Annotated in this window: 17 protein-coding genes, 1 tRNA gene and 1 pseudogene; 14 read left to right on the forward strand and 5 right to left on the reverse strand. The window is 42.8% G+C overall.

What is annotated here, in order from left to right:
- The first annotated feature begins 207 nt into the window (after nt 1-207).
- From IM473_RS21235 to IM473_RS21245, 3 genes are all read left to right on the forward strand, one after another.
- Nucleotides 208-615 carry a DUF4164 family protein gene (locus IM473_RS21235; protein WP_287690554.1) on the forward strand — a complete coding sequence of 136 codons (408 nt, stop codon included), beginning with the start codon at nt 208-210 and terminating at the stop codon, nt 613-615.
- 142 nt (nt 616-757) lie between these two features.
- Complete coding sequence (locus IM473_RS21240; RefSeq protein WP_287659084.1) at nt 758-1,306, forward strand: type IV pilin protein; 549 nt, start codon at nt 758-760, stop codon at nt 1,304-1,306.
- Between the two features lie 371 nt (nt 1,307-1,677).
- Entirely contained in the window at nt 1,678-2,226 is a 549-nt protein-coding gene (locus IM473_RS21245) for a type IV pilin protein (RefSeq protein ID WP_287659085.1), read from the forward strand.
- Nucleotides 2,227-2,273: 47 nt separating this feature from the next.
- On the opposite strand, the pseudogene IM473_RS21250 reads toward IM473_RS21245, so the two are convergent.
- Nucleotides 2,274-2,381: pseudogene (locus IM473_RS21250) on the reverse strand (IS630-like element ISMae27 family transposase); the annotation flags it as partial.
- 101 nt (nt 2,382-2,482) lie between these two features.
- Between IM473_RS21250 and IM473_RS21255 the strand changes: the two are divergent.
- The gene (locus tag IM473_RS21255) at nt 2,483-3,271 is read left to right on the forward strand and encodes a hypothetical protein (RefSeq protein WP_287659086.1); all 789 of its coding nucleotides are present in this window, start codon (nt 2,483-2,485) and stop codon (nt 3,269-3,271) included.
- On the opposite strand, the gene IM473_RS21260 is transcribed toward IM473_RS21255, so the two are convergent.
- Complete coding sequence (locus tag IM473_RS21260; protein WP_287659087.1) at nt 3,268-3,735, reverse strand: DUF29 domain-containing protein; 468 nt, start codon at nt 3,733-3,735, stop codon at nt 3,268-3,270. The genes IM473_RS21255 and IM473_RS21260 overlap by 4 nt on opposite strands.
- A 219-nt stretch (nt 3,736-3,954) precedes the next feature.
- Between IM473_RS21260 and IM473_RS21265 the strand changes: the two genes are divergently transcribed.
- Nucleotides 3,955-4,890, forward strand: coding sequence for an NAD-dependent epimerase/dehydratase family protein (locus IM473_RS21265; RefSeq protein ID WP_287659088.1), 936 nt, complete (start codon nt 3,955-3,957; stop codon nt 4,888-4,890).
- A gap of 75 nt (nt 4,891-4,965) precedes the next feature.
- Here the strand turns inward: IM473_RS21265 and IM473_RS21270 are convergent, their stop codons facing one another.
- Nucleotides 4,966-5,178: a DUF2839 domain-containing protein gene (locus tag IM473_RS21270; protein WP_002759416.1), complete on the reverse strand. Its 213-nt coding sequence runs from the start codon at nt 5,176-5,178 to the stop codon at nt 4,966-4,968.
- Between the two features lie 156 nt (nt 5,179-5,334).
- Between IM473_RS21270 and IM473_RS21275 the strand changes: the two genes are divergently transcribed.
- The 5 genes from IM473_RS21275 (at nt 5,335) to IM473_RS21295 (ending at nt 11,089) form a co-directional block, all read left to right on the forward strand.
- Entirely contained in the window at nt 5,335-6,570 is a 1,236-nt protein-coding gene (locus tag IM473_RS21275) for an LL-diaminopimelate aminotransferase (RefSeq protein WP_287659089.1), read from the forward strand.
- Between the two features lie 91 nt (nt 6,571-6,661).
- Nucleotides 6,662-7,498 (forward strand): metallophosphoesterase, encoded by an 837-nt coding sequence (locus IM473_RS21280; protein ID WP_287659090.1) that lies wholly within the window; start codon nt 6,662-6,664, stop codon nt 7,496-7,498.
- A 471-nt stretch (nt 7,499-7,969) separates the two neighbouring features.
- Nucleotides 7,970-9,799, forward strand: coding sequence for a tetratricopeptide repeat protein (locus IM473_RS21285; RefSeq protein ID WP_287659091.1), 1,830 nt, complete (start codon nt 7,970-7,972; stop codon nt 9,797-9,799).
- Entirely contained in the window at nt 9,799-10,896 is a 1,098-nt protein-coding gene (locus IM473_RS21290) for a glycosyltransferase family 4 protein (RefSeq protein WP_287659092.1), read from the forward strand. The genes IM473_RS21285 and IM473_RS21290 overlap by 1 nt, the downstream gene beginning before the upstream one ends.
- Nucleotides 10,897-11,002: 106 nt before the next feature.
- A tRNA-Ser gene (locus IM473_RS21295) sits at nt 11,003-11,089 on the forward strand.
- Between the two features lie 336 nt (nt 11,090-11,425).
- Here IM473_RS21295 and mfd read toward each other — a convergent pair.
- On the reverse strand, nt 11,426-14,908 hold the full coding sequence (gene mfd, locus IM473_RS21300) for a transcription-repair coupling factor (protein WP_287659093.1): 3,483 nt from the start codon (nt 14,906-14,908) through the stop codon (nt 11,426-11,428).
- 583 nt (nt 14,909-15,491) lie between these two features.
- Between mfd and IM473_RS21305 the strand changes: the two genes are divergently transcribed.
- From IM473_RS21305 to IM473_RS21320, 4 genes are all read left to right on the forward strand, one after another.
- Nucleotides 15,492-16,439: a metal ABC transporter solute-binding protein, Zn/Mn family gene (locus IM473_RS21305; RefSeq protein ID WP_287659094.1), complete on the forward strand. Its 948-nt coding sequence runs from the start codon at nt 15,492-15,494 to the stop codon at nt 16,437-16,439.
- A 10-nt stretch (nt 16,440-16,449) separates the two neighbouring features.
- Nucleotides 16,450-17,145, forward strand: a complete 696-nt coding sequence (locus IM473_RS21310) for a metal ABC transporter ATP-binding protein (protein ID WP_002744560.1) — start codon at nt 16,450-16,452, stop codon at nt 17,143-17,145.
- A 64-nt stretch (nt 17,146-17,209) separates the two neighbouring features.
- On the forward strand, nt 17,210-17,437 hold the full coding sequence (locus IM473_RS21315; RefSeq protein ID WP_271937630.1) for a type II toxin-antitoxin system HicA family toxin: 228 nt from the start codon (nt 17,210-17,212) through the stop codon (nt 17,435-17,437).
- Nucleotides 17,438-17,439: 2 nt separating this feature from the next.
- Nucleotides 17,440-17,661: a type II toxin-antitoxin system HicB family antitoxin gene (locus IM473_RS21320; protein WP_002744564.1), complete on the forward strand. Its 222-nt coding sequence runs from the start codon at nt 17,440-17,442 to the stop codon at nt 17,659-17,661.
- A gap of 25 nt (nt 17,662-17,686) precedes the next feature.
- Here IM473_RS21320 and IM473_RS21325 read toward each other — a convergent pair whose 3' ends face one another.
- Complete coding sequence (locus tag IM473_RS21325) at nt 17,687-17,920, reverse strand: hypothetical protein (RefSeq protein ID WP_149986411.1); 234 nt, start codon at nt 17,918-17,920, stop codon at nt 17,687-17,689.
- Nucleotides 17,921-18,097: the final 177 nt, after the last annotated feature.

The following is an 18,097-nucleotide window of genomic DNA, read 5'->3' on the forward strand; positions in this document are numbered from 1 at the left end:
ATTAGACGAGAAAATCGAGGGATTAACGGTACGGGTTGCTTATCAGGAATTTACCAACCGGGGGATTCTCATCGCTTTGGTGGTTGCTGTCTTGGGAGGTGCTGCTAAACTTTTTGGTTTTTTCCCCAATCCCTAGAAGTTCCCCTGAGAAACAGTCACTTCCCTGAGAACGATAAAAAACTCAAGAATCTATAGGAGTATAGCAAAATGTCTAACGAAACTGTCACCTATTCCCTAGAATCCGTCCTGACAAGGATTGAGAGTAAAATCGACTCCCTGGAAAAACGGATGGATGAGAAAATCGACTCCCTGGAAAAACGGATGGATGAGAAAATCGACTCCCTGGAAAAACGGATGAATGAGAGATTTGACAAGGTAGATGAGAGATTTGACAAGGTAGATGAGAGATTTGACAAGGTAGATGAGCGCTTGACGAAACTGGAGATAGGCCAAGCTGATTTAAAAGGCGATACTAAAGTATTAGACGAGAAAATCGAGGGATTAACGGTACGGGTTGCTTATCAGGAATTTACCAACCGGGGGATTCTCATCGCTTTGGTGGTCGCTGTCTTGGGAGGTGCTGCTAAACTTTTTGGTTTTTTCCCCAATCCCTAGAAGTTACCCTGAGAAACAGTTACTTCCCCACCACCCCACCACCCCACCACCCCAAAAAAAATTTTTCCCAAGGGTGATAGGTTTTTTGAAACAAATGGGTAAATTGATTACAGACAAGAAAACATCCATCAGGAACACAGCTATGAACTCCGCTTTCAAATTCAAACTCATCCAAGCTCTCAACAAGAAGAACGGTAACAAAGGTTTCACCCTCATCGAACTCCTAGTGGTTGTTATCATCATCGGTGTACTGGCCGCCATCGCTCTCCCCAACCTCCTCGGTCAGGTGGCCAAAGGCAGACAAGCTGAAGCTCGCACCGCCCTCGGTGTCGTTAACCGCGCCCAACAGGTTTACCGCTTGGAAAACACAACCTTTGGTGCTGTATCTCAGTTACCCGTTCAGTTTACCACCATCTACTATGCACAGCCCAGCGCTGCCACTATCACCGGTACTCCCACTGCTAACGGTGCCGAGGCACATATGGCCCCTCAGTCAACCTATGAGAACGATATTCTCGAATACGGAGCTGCCGTCGGTCAAACCACTGGTGGAACTTTTTCTGCTGTTGTCTGTGAACAGGCCACTGCCGCCAGTACGGCTGCCCTAACCCCAGGTGATTTAACTACACCGGGTAGTGCTACTGCGGCCGCAGCTTGTGCTGCTGCTAGTGTTGCTCGTCCGGTCCAGTAATCCTAGTCTAGAAAAGTATGAGGGTTGCGGTTGCATACTTATCTGACAATCGCAATTTCATAACTCAATCTTAATCACACCTTAGCGGAAGGTGACAGGGAAATATTCTCTTGCAAAATCTGCGCTCTTGGTTATTTTGGGGATGGGATTTTATCAGTAAACAGTGAACTAAAAACTCACCTCTGATAACAAGGGCTGAATCTCAAACCTAATTTGTGAAGCTGAAAGCCTTGACGTACTGACCTTCTTTTTAGGTAAGGGAATTGCCAGATTCTTTCTTGGAGTCCCTTGCCTATTGCTTTCAGAAGCTGATAGCTAAAATCTCCAAAGCCCAACTAGAAAAATATAGTCAATATTGCCAGGGCTTAACCATGAAATACCTTCTTTTTTTAGCAATTAAATCACAAGGGAAAAAAGCGAGGGGTTTTACTTTAGTAGAATTGCTAGTAGTGGTGATTATATTAGGAGTCCTCGCTGCCGTCGGTTTACCGAATCTATTAAGGCAAGTCTCGAAAGCTAGGCAAGCAGAAGCACTGGCGATACTGGGACAAATCAATCGCGCCCAACAGGCTTATCGCTACGAAAATGGTACTTTTGCCAGCTTAAATCAATTACCCATTAATGGCATTAACAACGCTAGATATTATACTTTTATCGATTACAATACCCCCTCCGGGATCCCTCCTACTCTTACTCCCAATAATACTCTATCTTCCTATCAAGCGGTGGCAAAGCTTGAATTTGATAATGATATTAAAAACTATGCAGGGGGAGTCCGACTGATGCCAGACGGGCGCTTATTGCTCGTTATCTGTGAGGCTAAAAGTCCTTTACAAGATAATGTTTTTGTGACCGGTGAGGCTGGTTGTAGTAGTCCCGATAGCATTGAGGTTCCATCATTGCCTCAGCCGGGTAATTAATCCATGATCGCCTCCGTAGGCAAATCCATTACCTTAAATCCATTGTCAAGTTTACTTCTTGGGTGATCAAGGGAGTTAAAATTACTCCATGCCAATAAGTTTTTCAAATATGGACAAACTCTCTCAATGGGATTTACTTCTCAACAATAGGGAGGTTAATCAAAGTGGTCAGTTTCCCGCTTAATATTCATTTACGAACAGTCTCTAAAATAAAACCTTTTATTTTTGTTAATGTTATTGACTTTCGTTTAAATCTATGCTAGGCGCAAAAAAATCGCTCAATTTATCCCTACTTAAAACTCTTGGTTTAGTTGCCGTCATCGGTGGGCTAATCATGGCTATTGTCGAAATGCAACAGGAAAAGGTGAAAACCTTGACCAAAGAAAAGTTATTAGAAAGAAATTATAGTCAAGAATCTCGCCTAGAAAATGCTAGGGTTGAGTTATTAAAAAATATGCCAGCTTTTGGCTTTGACAATATGTTAGCCAATTGGTCAATGTTACAGTTTATTCAATATTATGGCGATGGGGATGCTCGTGGGGAAACTGGTTACAGTTTAAGTCCCGATTTTATGGAGATTGTCACTAAAAATGACCCGAAATTTGTCCGTGCCTATTTGATGATGTCCGTCGCTTCTTCCCTGAATGCTGGCAAACCCGAAAGAACAATTGAGATTATGAATAAGGGTTTATCAAAACTCACTCCTGATGTCACCGATGCCTATTTTATTTGGTTATATAAAGGAGTGGATGAACTATTATTTTTAGGCGATATTCCTGCGGCAAAAAAATCGCATCAAATGGCTGCCGATTGGGCGAAAATTGCTGGTAATGAATTTATCGAAAAATCCGCCAGGGGAACAGTAAAATTTTTAGAAACTAATCCCGATAGTCGCGCTCCCAGAGTTGGTGCCTGGATGTTAGTCTGGATAAATAGCCAAGACGAAGAAACCCGCAGGTTAGCCAAGGAAAATATCGAAAAATTGGGCGGCAAATTGGTTGTGTTCGGCGATAATCAAGTGATGGCAATTCCCCCGAAGGATTAGGGGTTAGCGTATTTTTCATCCTGCCAAAACTTATGATTTAATAAGCGATCAATATCCTTAGAAAAAGGACAAACATCGGGAAAATTAGAGTCTGGATAATCCTCTTTCACCGCTTCTAAAGCTTCTCGATAACATTCCTCTAAAATCTCGATCATAAACCTTTTCAAACTAGGAGAATACTTAAATTCTTTCTTCAACTCCTTGCGAAAATTTCTAATTTCAATTTCCCACCCCCGATAACAATCGGGAAGAACCACATAACAACGTTTTAATAAATGTTCTAATAAACGAGTTAAAAAATTATCGACCGCTTTGCGTTGACTTTTCCCCAAAGATTCCACCTCCTCAATCAAATTCTCTAAATCAACTTGAGATAAATCCCCAGATTTTAAGTCCTTAACCGTTTTCTCTATCCACAAAGCAAAATCTTGATCATAAAGATTTTTTACCTTGGCTAAAGTCATAATTTTGACCTCCTCTGTTGACTAATTACCTTTATTTTATCTAAACCTCGCCAATTCAGACGGCTCTCTTGTCCTTCGTATGATAAGTTTGATTAATCGATCGCTAGTTACTCTCTGTGTCCTTTGTGCCTTTGTGGTTCATCCCTCTCTTCACAACTAACAAGCCACAAACTGCACCGATCGAGGGATAATATAACCTTGATATTGACAATGGCGACTATGAAAATTTTAATTATGGGTGGAACCCGATTTATCGGTGTTTCTTTGACTAAAGTGTTAGTAGAACAGGGTCATGAGGTAGTATTATTCAATCGTGGCAATAAACCCGCTCCGGTTGCTGGAGTACGACAGATCCACGGCGATCGCACCGACCCAGCGCAACTGAAAGAAAAGCTTAAAAATGAGAGTTTTGAGGCAATTTTCGATAATAATGGCAGAGAATTAAGTGATACTCAGCCCCTCGTCGAGATTTTTAGGGACAGAATCGGGCATTTTGTCTATGTTAGCTCGGCGGGGGTTTATCTAAAATCCGACCAAATGCCCCATAAAGAAGGGGATAAACTAGATCCCAAAAGTCGCCACAAGGGAAAACACGAGACAGAAAACTACTTAAGCGAGATGGGTTTACCCTGGACTTCTATCCGTCCGGTTTATATCTACGGACCGGGCAACTATAATGACCTAGAAGCTTGGTTTTTTGACCGTTTGGTTCGTAATCGTCCTATTCCTATACCCGGTCATGGGGAACATTTTACCCAATTTGGTCACGTTGTCGATCTGGCCCGAGCCATGGCCGCAGTATTGGGTAATTCTCAGGCTATCGGTCAAGTGTATAATATTTCAGGCGATCGCTATGTAACTTTTAACGGTTTAGCAAAAGCTTGCGCGGCAGCCATGGGGAAAAATGCCGAGGAAATCGAGATTGTTAACTATAACCCCAAAAAATTTGACTTCGGCAAAAAGAAACCTTTCCCCCTGCGGGTTCAACATTTCTACGCTGATATTAATAAAGCTACCCGGGAGTTAAACTGGCAGCCCGAATATGATCTCGTCAGTGGTTTAACAGACTCCTTCCAGAATGATTATCTCCCTTCCGGTCGCGATCAGCAAGAAATAGACTTGGCGATCGATGACCAGATCTTGGCAAACCAATAAAATTAATTTTCTGGTGGGGAGTTTTTTACTGATAACTGATAACTGATAACTGATAACTGATGCAGCTTTAACCGGTTATTGGACATTCCACCAACCGAAGGCCGGCCCGACAAAACGAATAACTACCCAAACCCCAGCTAAAACTCCTATACCAATCCAGGCACCCCTAGTGGTTAACTTGTAAGCTTGGGATGCTTGACTTTTGGTAATTGGTAGCCAAGGCAGGATATTTTCTTCCTGTCCATATTTATCACCCAGGGCCGATTGACGACGTTTTGATTCACCCATACTAATGTCAGTTATTAAGAGGTTTTTCTCTGATTGTATATCGAAAGACAACCGCCTACACGCAATCCTACTGCGTGAAGGAGGGCGATCGAAACTGACGGCTGATGACCGACTATTATAGAATTAAAGGTTGCGACTGAAACGAGAATAATAATTATGGCAACCATTAACAGTAATTACTTAAAACTAAAAGCGGGTTATCTTTTCCCGGAAATTGCCCGACGAGTCCAAGCTTTTGCGGCAGCCAATCCTGATGCTAATATTATCCGTCTGGGGATTGGCGATGTCACCGAACCTTTGCCCCTAGCTTGTCGCGAGGCCATGATCAAAGCGGTGCAGGAAATGGGCGATCGCTCTAGCTTTAAGGGTTACGGGCCGGAACAGGGTTATGCTTGGTTAAGGGAGAAAATCGCCGTCCATGATTTTCAGGCTCGCGGCTGTGATATAAGTGCCGATGAAATCTTTATTTCTGACGGTTCTAAGTGCGATACGGGCAATATTCTCGATATTTTTGGGGATAATAACTCGATCGCCGTAACTGACCCAGTATATCCCGTTTACGTTGATACTAATGTTATGGCCGGACACACGGGAGAGGTCAACGACCGCGGCGAATACGAGGGCTTGATTTATCTGCCAATTACCGCCGAAAATAACTTTACTGCCCAGATTCCGGCGGAAAAAGTCGATTTAATCTATCTCTGTTTTCCCAATAATCCCACCGGGGCCACCGCTACCAAAGAACACTTGACAGCTTGGGTTAATTATGCTAGGGCCAACGGATCGATTATCTTTTTTGATGCAGCCTACGAGGCCTTTATCACCGATGCCAGTTTACCCCATTCCATCTATGAAATCGAGGGGGCGCGGCAATGTGCGATCGAATTTCGCTCTTTTTCTAAAAATGCCGGTTTTACTGGGACCCGTTGCGCTTTAACCGTGGTTCCCCAAAGTCTGATGGCCAAAGCTGCCGACGGCACTGATGTGCAACTCTGGAAACTCTGGAATCGTCGGCAATCGACCAAATTTAACGGCGTTTCCTACATTGTCCAACGGGGGGCCGAGGCGGTTTATTCCCTGGAAGGACGATCACAAGTACAAGAACTTGTCAAGTTTTATTTACAAAATGCAACAATTATCCGAGAAAAATTAACCGCCGCCGGTTTAGAAGTCCATGGCGGCGTAAATGCGCCCTACGTTTGGGTAAAAACGCCCCAAGGTCTATCAAGTTGGGATTTCTTCGATAAACTGCTACATACCTGTAATGTGGTGGGAACCCCCGGATCTGGCTTTGGGGCCGCCGGAGAGGGTTATTTCCGGCTGTCGGCTTTTAATAGTCGTGCCAACGTCGAGGCCGCTATGGAGAGAATTATCGATAAATTTCCAGGCTAATCGTTAAGAGGCGGATGTTTGCGGAAGCATCCCCCAGCAACCCCATCGGGAATTGATAGACTGGTAACTGCTCACCGACAACGGCTCACCGATGCGACCCTTTTGGCTAGAATCCTTACAGGTAGAAAGATTAACGATCGCAATTGCTGGCCTACCGGCAGCTCTGCAAGGGATCAAGTTGGTACAGTGGTCAGATCTGCACTGCGATGCACAGCATTTGCCTGTAGCTGTCCTGCAAGAAGCGATCGCCATTACTAATCAAGAAAAACCCGATCTCATCTTCCTGACGGGGGATTTTATTACCTATAGTCCCCAACCAATTTTTGCCCTAGTCGAGAGCATAAAAGCTCTCAAAAGTCAAGGGGGTATTTATGCTTGTTTAGGAAATCATGACAGTTATCTTCCCAACGCAAGGGAAACGGTCAGATCGGCCTTAACTAGCGTGGGAATTCGGGTACTCTGGAATGAAATCGTCACACCCTACGGCGAAAATTTTCCCATCGTTGGATTGGCCGATTATTGGTCCGGGGAATTTTTACCGCAAATCCTCGAGCAAATTTCTCCGGATATACCCAGACTCGTCCTTTCCCACAATCCCGATACAGCTATGATTTTAAAGGATTGGCGCGTGGATTTGCAGTTATCCGGTCATACCCACGGAGGCCAGGTGACTATCCCCGGTATCGGTTCCCTACCGATAATTTTAGAGGAATTTAGGCGCTCGCTGCCCGATCCATATCGTCAATGGGTTCCCCTTCACCGGCAGTTTAGCAGAGTAGTCCGATACTGGCAATGGTCCGAGGGATTTCATCGAGTCGGGGACAATCAATTATATGTGAATCGAGGCTTAGGAACCTATTTTCCCGGTCGTCTTTTTTGTCCCCCCGAAGTGACGGTAATTACTTTGATCAACGGCAGTCAGTCTTGAATCAGTGATCAGTGATCAGTTATCAGTTATCAGATTTGAGTTTTAAGTTTTAAGTTTTAAGTATGCCGCATTAAATCAGCTGTTGACTATCTAAATTACTCGTTAAGACTATCGGTTAATTTTTTTTTCCAAAAAAGCTTGACAAAACCCCACGACTTGACAGATAATTTCTTATATAATGGGAATCCGTGCCAGCCTGCGACCCCCCTCTTTTCAAGTCAAATAAAACCCCAAAAAATTAACCCCAAAAAGTAGTCGGTGAACTAAAAACTCACATCTGATAACTGATAAGCTGCTGACTATCTAAATTACTCGTTAAGACTGCACCGGAGTTGGGAGCAGGGAGAGGGAGCTTGAGCATTTGTACTAAAATTTCCCCTACGCAGTTTAAATTCAGTACAGCTTAGAAGTTTCCTACTGTCTTTTCACTGATTACTGATTACTGTTTACTGATTACTGAAAAAAAACCCTATGACAGAAAATAGAGATAACTTCAACCAAACTTATAAGGCACTAATTGAGCGCATTGTCAATCTAACTCTAGAAGGAAAAATTAGAGCTAAATCCCAGGTTTATAACCTTTTGTCCGAGGGAGTAAAAAATGGCACAGGAGAAATTTTTGAGCGTTGTTTAACCGAAAAAATGATCGTTACTCGCTCACAGTTAGAAACAAAAATTAAAGCCACTAGGGTTTTGCGGGCCTTGGAAACGATCGAAAGTGAATGGGAAAAATACCAAAAAACCAATCAGCAAAATTCTCTCACTGCAGCGGCGATCGATAATCTGGTAAAAATCGATCGAGAGGATCGTTTACTGACTTTAGTAAATTTAATTGATCCCAATCAAAGTAATGCTTTAACCCTAGAACAATTACAACAGTTAGCCAAGCATTTACAGACAGTTGCTCAGCAGCGGGGAGAAGCGGATTTATGGCAAATTGCCACGGGGATTAATCTGGGGTTAAATACTTGGTCAAATTTATCGAGTTATCTCACCAGTTGGCTCTACGAACAAAATCGCAATCTTGGTTTTACTAATGATAATGAGCGAGTGACACCCTGGCAAATTTGGGCAAGTAAAGTTAATCCCTCTTGGTTAAAACGAGTCTTAGAAAGTTTAGCTAATCAACAAGCTTTTGATTCTATTACTCAGGATTTAACTTTAACCGATTGGGTAGAAACTGCTATTGTTTTTCAATATATCCAAAGGGGACTAATTAACTTTTTTGATCAGCGTATCTATAGCGAAAAATTAGGAGCTAAATTATCCATTTCTACCTTTCTCACCTTTGCTTTAATTTGGTCGCTGTTAACCAATAGTTTCGAGCAAGTTAGTAAAAATTCCCTCTATAGTCGCGGCTGTTTTCAGATGGCTTTACAAATTCTGAGAACCTTTGCTCAACGGGATTATTTTCCTTTATACGGGGGAATTTTTGCCGCCTTTTCTGGCAGTTATCTCAAGGAGGCATTAGATTATTTATCAATTCCTCTGCGTTATGTGGAAGGTACGGGAGAAAAGGCGAGAATTTTAACTTTAATTGCCTATTCTAATCGCATTCGCGGCGACTATCCACAGGCCAGAGAATGTCATCAACAAGCTTTAGAAATTGCTCGTCAACAGCAGGACTCTGCTTGTGAAATAGCTAATTTAAACCATTTATCTCGTCTCAATGCTATCCAAAAAAACTATGCAGAAGCGATTAATTTAAGTCAGAGAGCTTTAATTTTAAGTCGTCAACAGGGTAATAGTTTAGGACAGGCTAACGCTTTAGCTAATTTGGGTTATAGTCAGGTACAGGAAGCGCAACAGTTAGAGAGATATGATCCAGAAATTTATCAAAGTTCGATTGAGTATTTACAGCAGGGATTAAAGTTAGCGGAAAGTCTCCAAGATTGGCAGAGTAAATCCCTTTGTTGTAGCAGTTTAGGTTTAGCATATCTTGTCCTTGAAAGAACCCAAGAGGCGATTAATATTTTCCTACAAGGATTAGAATCGGCCAAATACTACGGAGATGTATATCTGCAAGGTTTATTACTAACTTATTTAGGCGAAGCTTACTATCAAGACAAGAATTTTGAACAGGCAATTTATATGGGTTCTCTAGGAATGTATTGGCTACACGAAATCGGTGCAGTAGAATGGCGACAAGCTGCTAGTCTATTAACGGTTATTCGTGGTAAAAATATCGCAGCTTTTGAACAGACTTTCAGTCTGGAACGTTCCTCCCTGATTAAATCTATTGGACTGGAAGGCTACCAATATATCTCAGAAATCCTCAGCAAATATCAACAGGGTAATTAGTGAATACACAGCATAACCTATTAATTAATCTCTCGGTACTTTTTCCCCAACCCACAGGAATCAGTACCTACATTCTTAACCTCTTACCCTACCTGAAAAATTTAGAACCAACCCTACTAACAGCTAATAGTTATCCCGACTTTAACTGTTATTCTATCCCCAAGGGTCTCGGCCCCGATCGAGGAGCGAAAGGTCATTTAAAACGCTTACTCTGGACTCAATGGCAGTTACCGTCAATTTACCGACAATTAAAGGCCAATTTACTCTTTTCTCCCCTTCCGGAAGCGCCGATAAATTCTCCCTGTCGCTTTGTCGTCATGGTCCACGATTTAATTCCCCTGCGGTTTCCCAGTTTTACTTCCCCCTTAACCCACTATTTCCGTTATTATGTGCCGCAGGTATTACAACAGGCAAAACATATTATTTGTAACTCTCAGGCAACGGCCAAAGATATCACTGAATATTATCAAATTCCCGCCGATAAAATTACTTCTATTCTCCTAGCCTACGATCATCATCACTTTCGCCCTATTGAAGATAATAAGCCAGAGCATCCCTATTTTCTCTATCTGGGTCGTCCCAATCCCTATAAAAATTTACCGCGTTTAATCGCCGCTTTTGCCCAACTGCCCCCAGATTTAACAGATTATCATCTTTGGATTGCCGGCAGCTTCGATCGCCGTTATACCCCCAATTTACAACAACAAGCGCGAGAATTGGCAGTCAGCGATCGGATTAAATTTCTCGATTATATCCCCTACGATGAGCTGCCCAAAGTGATCAGTCAAGCCACTGCTTTAGTCTTCCCCAGTCTCTGGGAAGGCTTCGGATTGCCCGTTTTAGAGGCTATGGCCTGCGGTACACCGGTCATCACCTCAAATTTGTCATCTTTGCCCGAAGTCACGGCAACAGCGGCAATTTTAATCGATCCCTATCGAGTCGAGGCCCTAGCCGATGCCCTAAAAATTATCGCTCAAGATCGACAATTACACTCAAAATTAAGTTATCTAGGCAAAAAACGGGCCGATGAGTTTAGTTGGCAAAAAACTGGTCTAGCTACGGCCGCAATCTTAAATCAATATCTAGGATGTGCTTGAAAAGTCTTACAGTGGGGACCCCAGACAGGTGACAGCGTTTCCCATCAAAAAATAATTTGACAGATCGGCAGCATTTGCTGTAGGATTGATGATCGTGACCTCAATTGGAGAGATGGCCGAGCGGTTGAAGGCGCAGCACTGGAAATGCTGTTTAGGGGTAACTTTAACGAGGGTTCGAATCCCTCTCTCTCCGTCCCCAAAGCACCTCATATCTATGAGGTGCTTTTTATAACAGAGCATAGGAGTCAGGATTCTGAATTCAGGAGATTACTTTTATTGATTATCTTCTCCCCTGCTCCCCAGTTCATAATTGATAATTCATAATTGATAATTGATAATTCCCACTCCCCAGTTCATAATTGATAATTGATAATTCCCACTCCCCAGTTCATAATTGATAATTGATAATTAATAATTATCTTCTCCCCAGTTCATAATTGATAATTGATAATTCCCACTCCCCAGTTCATAATTGATAATTGATAATTGATAATTCCCACTCTCTTATACTTTTTAAACAGGATTTAGTCTAATTCCCCATCGGTAAACCATCTTTACACTTAGCTAACCACTCCAATAAACTATCTAACTGCTGTGGTGGTTTTACCGCTCCTAAACCCCTAACCGTCACCTGTTTGGGACTATAAACAAAGCGTGATTGTATATGTTGGGGTAGGTGTTCTTGTAATAATTTCCACGCTGGCTCTTCCATGGGAGTTTCTAGGATAATATGCTGTTTTCCATCGGGTTTAATTCGCGAAAAACCGAGGGACTTAGCCAGATGTTTTAACTCGATTACCTTAAATAATTGTGCCACCGGTGCAGGAATTGCCCCGTATCTATCGACTAAATCGGCGGCAATTTGTCCTAAAGTTTTCTGAGAATTAGCAGTAGCGATCGCCCGATAGATATCCATTTTCTGCTCCAGATCGGATATATAATCATTAGGAATAAATGCCGTCAATTTCAGATCGATTTGGGTATCCTCCACTTGAGGAATTTCTTGACCTTGAATTTCCCGCAAAGCTTCCTGTAACATTTCCATATATAGATCAAAACCGATCGCTTCCATTTGTCCCGATTGTTCCGCACCTAATAAGTTACCCGCACCGCGAATTTCCAGATCCCTAGTCGCTAATTGATACCCCGATCCTAACTGGGTAAATTCTTGAATTGCCTTTAATCTTTCCCGAGCGGTTTCTGTTAGTTCTGCCTTGGCTGGATAAAGTAACCAAGCGTGCGCTTGTACTCCCGATCGCCCCACCCGTCCTCGCAGTTGATAGAGTTGCGCTAAACCGAATTTTTGGGCATCTTCAATGATAATCGTGTTAACTCTGGGAATATCTAACCCCGACTCCACAATAGTCGTACAGACTAAGATATCCGCTTCCCCATTATTAAATGCTAACATGGTGGTCTCTAATTCGGACTCATCCATACGACCGTGGCCGATGGCAATTCTAGCACCAGGAATCATCCCTTGAATTGCTGCCGCTTTTTCTTCAATTCCCTCGATTCTGGGTACTACATAAAAAATCTGTCCCCCCCGATCCAATTCATTGCGAATTGCCGTTCTAATCACATCAGAATTATAACTGGAAAGGTGGGTTTGGATGGGACGACGAGAGGGGGGAGGTGTGGTAATTAAACTCATTTCTCGCACCCCAGAAAGGGACATATAAAGAGTCCGGGGAATCGGTGTCGCACTCAAGGTTAACACATCAATATTACTTTTAAAAGCCTTAATTTTTTCCTTTTGGTTGACACCAAAACGCTGTTCTTCATCAATTACCAATAATCCTAAATCTTTAAACTCCACCGCTTTACTCAATAACAACTGCGTCCCCACCACTATATCCAATTCCCCCGTTTTCAAGCGCTGGACGATATCTTTTTTCTCGGAATTGGTGCGAAAACGATTTAATAAACCCACGTTGATGGGATAGGGGGCAAAACGTTCTTTTAGGGTGTGATAATGTTGTTGGGTTAAAATCGTTGTTGGTGCTAATAAAGCCACCTGTTTATGACCCGTGGTGACAGCTTTAAAAATAGCACGAATCGCCACTTCTGTCTTACCAAAACCCACATCCCCACAGACTAATCGATCCATCGGGCGATCGCTTTCTAAATCCCGTTTCACATCCTGTATCGCTTTCAGTTGATCAGCAGTGGGTTGGTAGGGAAAAGAATCCTCTAACTCCCGCTGCCAGGGATTATCCATCGGATAGGCAAAACCCGATTTTTTGGCACGTTGGGCGTAAATATTGATTAAATCAACCGCTAACTTCTTAACCGACTTCCTGACGCGAGCTTTCGTCGCTTCCCACGCTTTGCCAGAGATTTTGTGTAATTCAGGCTCTTGATTACCTGTATGACGATAACGGGAGAGATTATCAACAGAATCGGCAGGAACCCGCAATAATCCATCGGCATACTTAATAACTAGATAATCTCGACCTTGCACTACTCCGCTAATTGTGCTTTCCTGCTTTTCTAGTTTGATAAACTGTCCGATGCCATGGTGTCTATGTACTACAAAATCGAGGGGACGGAGTTTGTTCACGTCCACCTGTACCGAGGCTGCTTGCCGACGTTTGCGGACGTAACCAGCAGTATTTAAAAGATGTTGCCCGAAGAACTCTCGATCAGTAACGACGACTATGCGATAGGTGGGGAGGATAAAACCTTCTAATTCAGCTAATCCTGAGTATTTTAGGGCTGTAGCGGTGTTTTGAATGATTAAGCGCTCGATCGCCCCAAAATCAAGGGGATTGGGGATAAATTGCGCTGGACAGTCGTGTTCCTGTAATAACGAGACTGTGCGGGAGGGTTGGGCAGATATTAACCATGTAGCATACTTATTTACTTTAATACCGCTATAAATCTCTCTTTTTCCCCTTAAAATTTCCGCTAGTTTGGCGAATTGCCCCGGACTGGTGGGAATCGGACGACTGGAGAGATTAAGACTATTTTCGGAGAGGTGATCGTCTATTTCCGAGAGGTAGAGATGGGGAAATTTGACCGATATTTGCAGAGATTCGCCAAAAGAACGGTGAATTTTCGGTAAAGCTGGTTCTATCTCTTGCCAGCGTTCCCCAATATATTCTATCCAGCGATCGCTTCTAGCTTGACAGCTTTCCAGTTCATCAAAGGCAATAAGAGTATTTTCGGGGAGATAATCCAATAAAGAGGCAGGTTGACGGAAGGACAAGCCTAAAAATCGCTCAATTCCCTCTGGATAAATGCCATTAGCCAATTTTTCTCGATCTTCGGCCCCGAGATAATCGGCCACTGTGGGGGGAAGAGAAGGGGCAATCATCGCCGCGAAGCTAGTGGGAGTAAGAAGCAGATTGGGGATAGAATCGAGGGATCTTTGGGTGGCAGGGTCAAATTCTCGCAATTTTTCCAATTCATCGCCGAAAAATTCTAACCTGACCGGTAATTCGGCCGAAACTGGGAAAATATCAACGATATCGCCGCGACGACTCCATTGCCCTTCGGTTTCTACCAGTGAAACCCGTTCATATCCTAATCTAGCTAGGGTTAGATCGAGGTTTTTGCCTTCTATAACCGTTCCTACCGCAAAATTATCGCTATATTTCTCGAAAACCTCTCTAGGGGGTAAATGGGGCTGCAGGGCCTTTTCGGTGGTAACGATCGCCATTCCGGCATCTTGATGACTGATTGCCGATAATACCTGCATCTGTCCCCAAATCATCTCGGATTCCCGATTAAATGTCTCGTAGGGGCAAGCTTCCGAGGTGGGATAAAAGAAAACACCTTTCCACGTCATCGCTTCTAATTGTGCCGCCCAACGTGCCGCTTCCTCCAGATTGGCACAGATAATTAAAAGATTTTTTCCTTGACAACGGGCGAAAGCTGTGCTTATTAATCCTTTCGGTAAGCGGGCAAGACCAGTTAGGGTTAAATTGCCATTTTTCTCCAGTTTTTGGATAAGTTCGGCAGTTAAAGGCGATTTTTCAATGTTGCGAATAACGGAGGCAAAAGTCATTTTTTAGTGATCGGCGCTCGGTTTTTAGTTAGGGTTTGCGGCAAAAAGTTTTTCGTGGGGACAGGGTGTGGGGTGTGGGGTCTGGGGTGTAGGGTTTTACCGATTTTGAGGGGGTCAATTACTTAATTTTCCCCCCGATCACTCCCATGTCCGGTACTTTTTGATTTCCCAAAAAGTCTAAAAGTCTTACCCAACACGGTTTTTAGATTTATTCAGCAAGCTTTAGTTGAGATCTCCTGAATTTAAACTGTCTCTTGAGAGTTTTAGTACAAATGCTCAGGCTTCCTATCCCTGCTCCGGCACAGTCTTAACGAGTATCAGTTTCCAGTTTACCCACTACTTTTTGGGGTTAATTTTTTTGGGCTTTATTTGACTTGACCAGAGGGGGGTCGTAGGCGCACGGATTTTCCATTATTTATATAATATCATGTCAAGCGTTAGTTAGCAAGAGAAAATTTTTTAATTGGGAGCGAAAGATCGAAGGACGAAAAACCAGTGCATCTATACCACAATATTTTCAGAATGATAACGATTCTCACCGACTGTGATAAGATCAGAATCATAATCAGACTCAGTTAATCCGATGGGTAAAAATTTCCAGTTAACAGCGATCGCTTTAACCCTGACTATAGCCAGCTTAACAGCTTGTAGCGATTCCTCGGTCAAGGAAGAGGAAGCAAAGACACCCTTACAGGTGACAGTGAGTATCGTACCGCAGGAATATTTCGTCAAACGCATCGGCGGTGATAGAGTCAGTGTTAATGCCATGATTCAACCCGGGACAGATCCCCACACCTATGAACCAAAACCCGAACAATTAAAAACCACAGCCCAATCGCAAGCCTACTTTAAAATCGGTGTATCCTTAGAGGATGCCTGGAAAGATCGCTTAAACAGTGTTAACCAGCAGATGTTAATCGTCGATACCAGTCAAGGAGTAGATAAAATCCCTTTGACAGCAGAACATAATCACGATCATGACCATGATCATAATCACGATCAGGATCATGCCAAGGCAAAAACAGAGCAAGCTGGAAAAAACACCCTAGATCCCCATATTTGGTTATCACCAAAACGAGTCAAAGCACAAGCAGAGACTATTTATCAAACCCTAGCACAACTCGATCCCGGTCAGGAAGCCATCTATCGGGCTAACTTTGAAAAATTCAGTCAGGAATTAGACGCATTAGATCAAGAAATTCGGCAAAACTTGGCAGGGATTAAAAACAAAAAATTTATGGTATTTCATCCCGAATGGGGCTATTTTGCCCAAGATTACGGTTTAGAGATGATTGCGATCGAAATCGACGGTAATGAACCGAGTGCTGCCCAGTTAAGTCAACTAATCAAACAGGCAAAAAAAGAGAATATTAAAGTTATTTTTACTCAACCAGAATTTAGTCAGAAAAGTGCCGAAACTATTGCTAGGGAAATTGGTGGACAGGTAATCCCTATCAGTGCCTTTGATGAAAATTGGAGTGAAAACCTGCGACAAGTTTCCCAAAAAATGGCCACAGTTTTAAATCAGTAATTGTTTGTATATGTCAACGATCATTACCATTAATAATCTCTGGGCCGGCTACGAACAGGAACCTATCCTCGAAGATATTAATTTAACCATTGAAGAATTAGATTTCCTGGGAATTATCGGCCCGAATGGAGGAGGAAAAACTACCCTCCTTAAGGTTTTACTGGGATTAATTAAACCTTGGCGGGGAGAAGTCAGTATTTTGGGGCAAAGTGTCGAAAAAGGTCGGGAATTAGTCGGTTATGTGCCGCAGTTTGTCGAATGCGATCGCTCATTTCCCATCACTGTGGGTGAGGTGGTGAAAATGGGGAGATTGAGCAGCAAAAAACTCTGGCAAGGCTATAGTAAAAAAGATGAGGTAAGGGTAGATAAAGCTTTAGATAGTGTGGGAATGTTAGCGTTGAAAAAAAGGTCGATTGCTGAACTTTCGGGGGGACAGCGCCAACGGGTTTATATCGCTCGCGCTTTAGCGGTAGAACCCCGTCTCTTGATTTTAGATGAACCCACTGCTAGTGTCGATCCCCAAATGCGTGCTAGTATTTTTTCCCTGTTGCAAGAATTGAATGAGTGGATGACCATTTTAATTATTTCCCACGATCTAGGAACCCTATCTACCTATGTTAAATCGATCGGTTGTCTCAATCGTCGTCTCTATTATCACGGCCAAAAATCTCTCACTACCGCTATGTTAGAACAAGTGTATTGTTAAAAGTTTTCTCCCTTTGGGTTAAAATGGATTTCTGCTCAAGCTCATTGTTGAATGCCATTCACTCGTGTCTAAAAGGGATAAACTACTAGAACTACTCAAGAATAGTCCTAATAACGCAAGATTCAACGATATTTGTCAACTGCTAGAATTAGAAGGGTTTTCCCTTGATAGAATTACAGGTAGCCATCACATTTTTAAAAGAAATGATATTATTTTGATCATACCTGTTCATAATAAAAAAGTAAAATCTGTTTATATTCGTCGAGTCCTTGAAATTATCGGAGACAACTAAAGATGAATTATCCAATTATTATTTATCCCTGTGAAGAAGGCGGTTTTGTCGCTGAAATTCCGGCACTATCTGGCTGTTTGGCTCAGGGTGAAACCTTAGAAGAAACCCTACAAGAATTACTGATGGTAAAAGATTTATGGTTAGAAACAGCCCAAAAATATAATCAAAAACTTCCCAACTTAGAAACAGAGATAGCGAAAATCAAAGCATTAAGCACTGTATAGAGGAATTTTTAGGGAATGGCGATCGCTAACTGCCGTCTTGACTTAAAAAATAGCCAACTGCACGCTGAAGCTGTTCCATCCCTTTTTGCAGTTGGTCAATACGGGCCTTAGAGTCTTCCATTTGTTGAGCAGTAGCCTCCACAAACCGATCAATACGCCGATTCGTTGCCTCACTGATTTCCGCCAGACGTTCTATTCTTGCATCAATACGCTCCATATTGGCTTCAATACGGTCTAATCGAGAACTTTGCCACCACATTGACTTACCACCTTTAAAATAAGCCTTTATTGCCCCCAGTCTAGCAAATTTTTAGACAAATTAATCTCTTTTCATCGTGTGGTCGCTTTTTGGGGATGAGAAAGGGCGATCGTTTTTGGGGATGAGAAGAGGCGATCGTTTTTTGAGAAGGAGAGGCGATCGCTTACAATAGGGGGC

It is taken from the genome of Microcystis sp. M015S2, from assembly GCF_020245945.1.
Classification (GTDB): Bacteria; Cyanobacteriota; Cyanobacteriia; order Cyanobacteriales; family Microcystaceae; genus Microcystis.

Bases quoted from the DNA above. Each gene is read 5' to 3' on its own strand.
- mfd (WP_287659093.1), bottom strand. From the start codon at position 14,908: ATGACTTTTGCCTCCGTTATTCGCAACATTGAAAAATCGCCTTTAACT.
- IM473_RS21280 (WP_287659090.1), top strand. From the start codon at position 6,662: ATGCGACCCTTTTGGCTAGAATCCTTACAGGTAGAAAGATTAACGATC.
- IM473_RS21275 (WP_287659089.1), top strand. From the start codon at position 5,335: ATGGCAACCATTAACAGTAATTACTTAAAACTAAAAGCGGGTTATCTT.
- IM473_RS21255 (WP_287659086.1), top strand. From the start codon at position 2,483: ATGCTAGGCGCAAAAAAATCGCTCAATTTATCCCTACTTAAAACTCTT.
- IM473_RS21320 (WP_002744564.1), top strand. From the start codon at position 17,440: ATGAATTATCCAATTATTATTTATCCCTGTGAAGAAGGCGGTTTTGTC.
- IM473_RS21235 (WP_287690554.1), top strand. From the start codon at position 208: ATGTCTAACGAAACTGTCACCTATTCCCTAGAATCCGTCCTGACAAGG.
- IM473_RS21325 (WP_149986411.1), bottom strand. From the start codon at position 17,920: ATGTGGTGGCAAAGTTCTCGATTAGACCGTATTGAAGCCAATATGGAG.
- IM473_RS21245 (WP_287659085.1), top strand. From the start codon at position 1,678: ATGAAATACCTTCTTTTTTTAGCAATTAAATCACAAGGGAAAAAAGCG.
- IM473_RS21240 (WP_287659084.1), top strand. From the start codon at position 758: ATGAACTCCGCTTTCAAATTCAAACTCATCCAAGCTCTCAACAAGAAG.
- IM473_RS21305 (WP_287659094.1), top strand. From the start codon at position 15,492: ATGGGTAAAAATTTCCAGTTAACAGCGATCGCTTTAACCCTGACTATA.
- IM473_RS21310 (WP_002744560.1), top strand. From the start codon at position 16,450: ATGTCAACGATCATTACCATTAATAATCTCTGGGCCGGCTACGAACAG.
- IM473_RS21260 (WP_287659087.1), bottom strand. From the start codon at position 3,735: ATGACTTTAGCCAAGGTAAAAAATCTTTATGATCAAGATTTTGCTTTG.
- IM473_RS21265 (WP_287659088.1), top strand. From the start codon at position 3,955: ATGAAAATTTTAATTATGGGTGGAACCCGATTTATCGGTGTTTCTTTG.
- IM473_RS21285 (WP_287659091.1), top strand. From the start codon at position 7,970: ATGACAGAAAATAGAGATAACTTCAACCAAACTTATAAGGCACTAATT.
- IM473_RS21270 (WP_002759416.1), bottom strand. From the start codon at position 5,178: ATGGGTGAATCAAAACGTCGTCAATCGGCCCTGGGTGATAAATATGGA.